The following is a 4492-nucleotide window of genomic DNA, read 5'->3' on the forward strand; positions in this document are numbered from 1 at the left end:
AAGGCGGAAAGGCGAGTCGGCAGCCTCGCTTTCTACGCCACCGCAGAATTGTTCCCTTCCGCGCGACATCGGCGCCCGCTGCCCCGGGTGGCAGTGCTGAAACGAAAAATTCACAACCTCTGAGTAACTGCGACCACTTCCGCACTCGGATCGATGAGATCCTTGCCGTCCTCGCCGACATGCTCACACCGAGCGAGGAAGTGCACCGAGACACCGATTTTGCTGCCCTGTTGGGGCGAATCGTTCCCGAGGGGCGAAAAGGCGACCGCCTTTACCGGGACAACCGGGACGCTGACGGAATCTTCGTCCAAAAGGTCGAGGAGAATGTCCGCCAAAAGCTCACCGAAGTTCCAGATCTGACGCAGATGATCCGCAAATACGCCGTGACCCAAGGTCTCGCGGTCGGTGAAGATGTCGCCGCATTGGCGCATTGCCTGTGTTCGAGCAACCTCGAAACGGTCCTCGACGATGTCCTCCGGCCGGCGACGGGCGCCGCTTTGCAGCACAAAATCGAAAAGTCCTGGGAAACCGCAAAGCAGCTGCTCTTCTGGCTCTGTGCGCTGGCCGTTCGACCGGATTGGGTCGAGGCACAGGAGAGAAGGGACGGCGAGGCACGCTTCGAGGTACCCATCCGCACTCGAGGTGGTGCCGAGATCGTCAGTTCGCGCTACCAACAGGCGCCTCCTGGCTTCGACGGCAGCAGCGAAATGGACTTGATCGGAAGGGGCAGGATCAAGCTTACGAACCTGGAGTCTGGCTTTGGTACTGACCAGCCGGTAGACGATATCCTGCTTGACGTGGCGCACCACTTCAAGACCGAGATCAAGAGGGAGGATCTGCGGCTCAACTCTGCGAAAAAGGCTCTCTTCATTGACCTCATTGACGAGGAACTTTATGACTGTGGAAAGCACAAGCATCGGCACCATTACATCCTGGTCGACGAAGATGAGAAATCGCCGCTCAGGCGACCGTCCGTCTACGACGAACTTCGAGAGCTTCTACCCCGACTGAAGATCCTCTACCAGCAGGCTTCCGGCGAGAACCCCTTGCTGCTGCGCGAGACGCGCCTGATCACCATCATCCGCGGATTCCTCAACCTTCCCGACACTTTGCGCTGATCCCGATGAAAACGACCGCAATCCCCGTGCTTCCACTGCATCCCCTGACGCTCCCGGCGCGCGGCTCGTGGCCGGCGACGGTGCATCGTTTCGACGAAAACTCGGCCTGGGCCGTGCGTGCCGCGCTCGCCGCGCAGCGGCCCCTGCTGGTGCGCGGCGAACCGGGCTCGGGCAAGAGTCAGTTGGCGCGCGCCGCGGCGGAGGCGCTCGGTCGCCTGTTCCTGGCCGAAGTGGTGCACGCGCGCAGCGAAAGCCAGGATCTGCAGTGGCGTTTCGACGGGCTCGCCCGGCTGGGCGACGCGCAGGCGATGAGTGCCGGTCACTGCAGCGCCGAGGAAGTGCGCGCCCGCCTCGATCAGCGCAACTACCTCAGCCCGGGTGCGCTGTGGTGGGCTTTCGACTGGGACACCGCCGAGCGCCAGCACCTGCGCAGCAGCGGTCGCAGCGCGCGTCCGCAGCCACCGGCCGAGTGGACGCCGGCCCAGGGCAGCGTGCTGCTCATCGACGAAATCGACAAGGCGGAGGCCGATCTGCCGAACGGCCTGCTGGAAACGCTGGGGAACGGCGCGTTCACCGTTCCCTGGCTCGAGCAGGCGGTAAGCATCGCGCCAGAAACGCCGACGCCGCTGGTCGTCATCACCACCAACGAGGAACGCGAGCTGCCGGCGGCCTTCGTCCGCCGCTGTCTGGTACTCAACCTGCAGATGCCGAAGAGCGAAAGCGACTTCATCGCCGCGCTGATCGAACGCGGCAAGCTGCATTTCGCCGATCGCTGCCCGCACGAGGTCTATCGCAGCGCCGCCGCCCAACTGTGGGAAGACCGGCAGGCGGCCACCGCCCAGGGTCTGCAGGGGCCGGGCTACGCCGAGTACATCGATCTGCTGCGCGTCGTCACCACGCTGCAGGCCGACCCCGCGCAGCAGCCGGCGTTGCTCGCCAAGGTGCAGGACTTCGCCTTGAAGAAACATCCGCCGGCGAACGGATGAGCCACGCGCCGCTGCGCACGCGAACCGCCGTCGGGCGGGCCGACCTGCTGCGCGTGCAGGCCGAACACGGCGACCTGGCGCTCGAGCAGGTTGCCGCCGCGCTCGGCTATGAGCGAGCCAGCGGGCGGCCGGCGAAGCCCGCCGCGGCGCCCGAGGTCGTACCCCCGGCGTCGCCGCCGGCTGGCCTCGACGACACCGGGCCGCCGCTGCCCGAACGTCCGGCGAAGCTTCCCGGCGCGCGCTTCTTCCACGTCAGCGAACACCGGCAGAGCGCGCCGGAAGCCGGCGCCGGCGCCGACGAAGCGCCCGGCTGGCTGGCGACAGCCGCGCTGCTCACCGACGATCCGCGTCCCGATCCCGCTTCGCTGCGTCTGCCCGCGCACCCGCCGCTGACCCGCTGGTCGCGCCTGTGGCCCTTCCTGCGCCGGGAACTCGGGCGATCGCTCGAGCTCAACCAGCCCGACATTCCACGCCTGCTCGACAACCTGACGCGCGGCGAAGCGCTGCGCCGCATTCCGCTGCTCCACCGGCACGGCTGGAGCCCGCGCATTGCCATTCTCGCCGACTACTCCCGGCAGACCACGCCGCTGCACGCCGACTTCGACGCGCTGCACCGCGCGCTGCTCAAACGCCACGGCCGGCAGCGGATCGAACACTACCTGCTGGCGGACGAGCCGGGAGCGCAACCACTGGTCGACCGCAGCGCGCACGGCCGGCGGCGCCTGATGCGTCAACGCTGGCAGTCGCCGGCGCCGACGACCGCGCTGCTGATCCTCGGCGATCTCGGCATGCTCGACCCCGCATCGGCCGCGCTGCCCGGCTGGCAGCAGTTCGCCGGCCGTCTGCGCAGCGCTGGACGGCAGGCGCTGGCGCTCTGCCCGGTTCCCGCGCGTCTCCATCCGGCCGAACTGCTGCGCAGCTTCACGCTCGTCGAATGGGACCGCCACAGTCGTCTGCGTCCGACAACCGCCCGCCCGCCGGCGGGCGACGCGGAAGCCCGGCTCAGTGAGGAGTTCGAGCGCGGCCGACGGGCTGCCGAAAGCCTGCTCACGCTGCTCGCGCCCGCGGTACGCGTCGAACCGCCGCTGCTGCGCGCGGCACGCGGACTCTTGCCGGCAGCGGTGGCCGATGTCCTCGGCGAAGCGCTGATCTGGCAACACGCCGACGTGCGCGCCGGCCCGCAGGGTTTCCAGTACGCCGACAAGGCGGCGATCGCCCGCTACCAGGACGCCTTTGCCGCGCTCGCGCCGGATCTGCAACGTGCCGCCGTCGACCTGATCCTCGCCCACCATGCCGGCTTGCCCGACTCGGTGCGTTTCAGCGAAATCATCGCCAGCCAGCGACTGGCGCCGCAGGCCGTGTCGGACAAGCTGCGGGAAGAGGCGCAGCGCTGGCTGCGGGCGCTCGCCCGCACGGCCGAGCAACGGCCGGAAGCGCTTGCCCTGCAGCAGTTCAACCAGCGCCACGTCGACCGTCAGAGCGACCCGATTGTGGCCGCCGACGATGTTCAGGCCGCGCTCTGGGCGCTCGCGCAGCGCGCGCGCGTGGCGCGTGGCGAAGCGGTCGAACTGCCGGCGGGGGTGCGTCCGGAACAGGTGCGTTTCTTCCTCGACCCGCCGTCCGAGCGCCGGCCGATCGCTTGCGCGCTGCGCCAGCGTGGCGCCGAGCTGTGTCTCGAAGCGCTCGACGCGAAGGTCGGCGGCTGGCCGCCGGCCGGCAGTCCGTACACCGACCTGACGCTGGTCGACGGCGGCGTTTTCGTGCGCGTCAGGCGCCTGCCGACGGCGTCGTCGCCGGCCGCCGACGGCGCGTCGGTTTATCTCGCCGCCAGCGCCTTGCCGCACCGCGTCGCCGTGCTGACGCGCGAGGTCGAGCGCGTCGAGCTGCACGCGCCGCACCTGGCGCTCACCGTCGCCGCCATCGCGCGCCCGCGCTGGGCGCGCGCGCTCGGCCGCGACGCCTGCGGCCTGTTCAGCGAAATCGAGGTCGGCGGCGTCAGGCAACGCTTCCGCTGGATCGCACCGGGGCGTTTTCTGATGGGTTCGCCGGCGGACGAGCCGGAGCGGTATGACGTCGAGGTGCAGCACGAAGTGACGCTGAGCCGGGGTTACTGGCTGGCCGACACGGCGTGCACGCAGGCCTTGTGGCAGGCGGTGATGGGGAAGAATCCGAGCGAGTTCAAGGACGATGCGCGCAACCCGGTCGAACAGGTGTCGTGGGACGATGTGCAGCGCTTCATCGGCGAACTGCAGCGTCGGGTAGCGGGATTGGCGGTGCGATTGCCGAGCGAAGCGGAGTGGGAATACGCGTGCCGGGCGGGGACGACGACGCCGTTTTCGTTTGGCGACGAGCTGACGCCGGAGCGGGTCAACTACGATGGGAACTACC

General features: G+C 68.7%; 4 protein-coding genes. 3 read left to right on the plus strand and 1 reads right to left on the minus strand.

The annotated features are described in order from the left end of the window. Positions 1-110: 110 nt before the first annotated feature. Positions 111-674, minus strand: a complete 564-nt coding sequence (locus Q1L59_RS02220) for a hypothetical protein (protein ID WP_300327664.1) — start codon at positions 672-674, stop codon at positions 111-113. A gap of 33 nt (positions 675-707) precedes the next feature. Between Q1L59_RS02220 and Q1L59_RS02225 the strand changes: the two genes are divergently transcribed. The 3 genes from Q1L59_RS02225 to Q1L59_RS16700 all read left to right on the plus strand — a co-directional run. After that, positions 708-1118, plus strand: coding sequence for a hypothetical protein (locus tag Q1L59_RS02225; RefSeq protein WP_300327665.1), 411 nt, complete (start codon positions 708-710; stop codon positions 1116-1118). Between the two features lie 5 nt (positions 1119-1123). After that, positions 1124-2104: an AAA family ATPase gene (locus Q1L59_RS02230; protein ID WP_300327666.1), complete on the plus strand. Its 981-nt coding sequence runs from the start codon at positions 1124-1126 to the stop codon at positions 2102-2104. Further along, positions 2101-4492 (plus strand): SUMF1/EgtB/PvdO family nonheme iron enzyme (locus tag Q1L59_RS16700; RefSeq protein WP_366145609.1); only part of this gene is annotated, 2392 nt, incomplete at its 3' end. The genes Q1L59_RS02230 and Q1L59_RS16700, both read left to right, overlap by 4 nt.

Source organism: Accumulibacter sp. (genome assembly GCF_029255125.1).
In the GTDB taxonomy this organism is placed as follows: Bacteria; Pseudomonadota; Gammaproteobacteria; order Burkholderiales; family Rhodocyclaceae; genus Accumulibacter.

Coding starts and splice junctions, on each gene's coding strand:
- Q1L59_RS02225 (WP_300327665.1), top strand. CDS start 708: ATGGACTTGATCGGAAGGGGCAGGATCAAGCTTACGAACCTGGAGTCT.
- Q1L59_RS02230 (WP_300327666.1), top strand. CDS start 1,124: ATGAAAACGACCGCAATCCCCGTGCTTCCACTGCATCCCCTGACGCTC.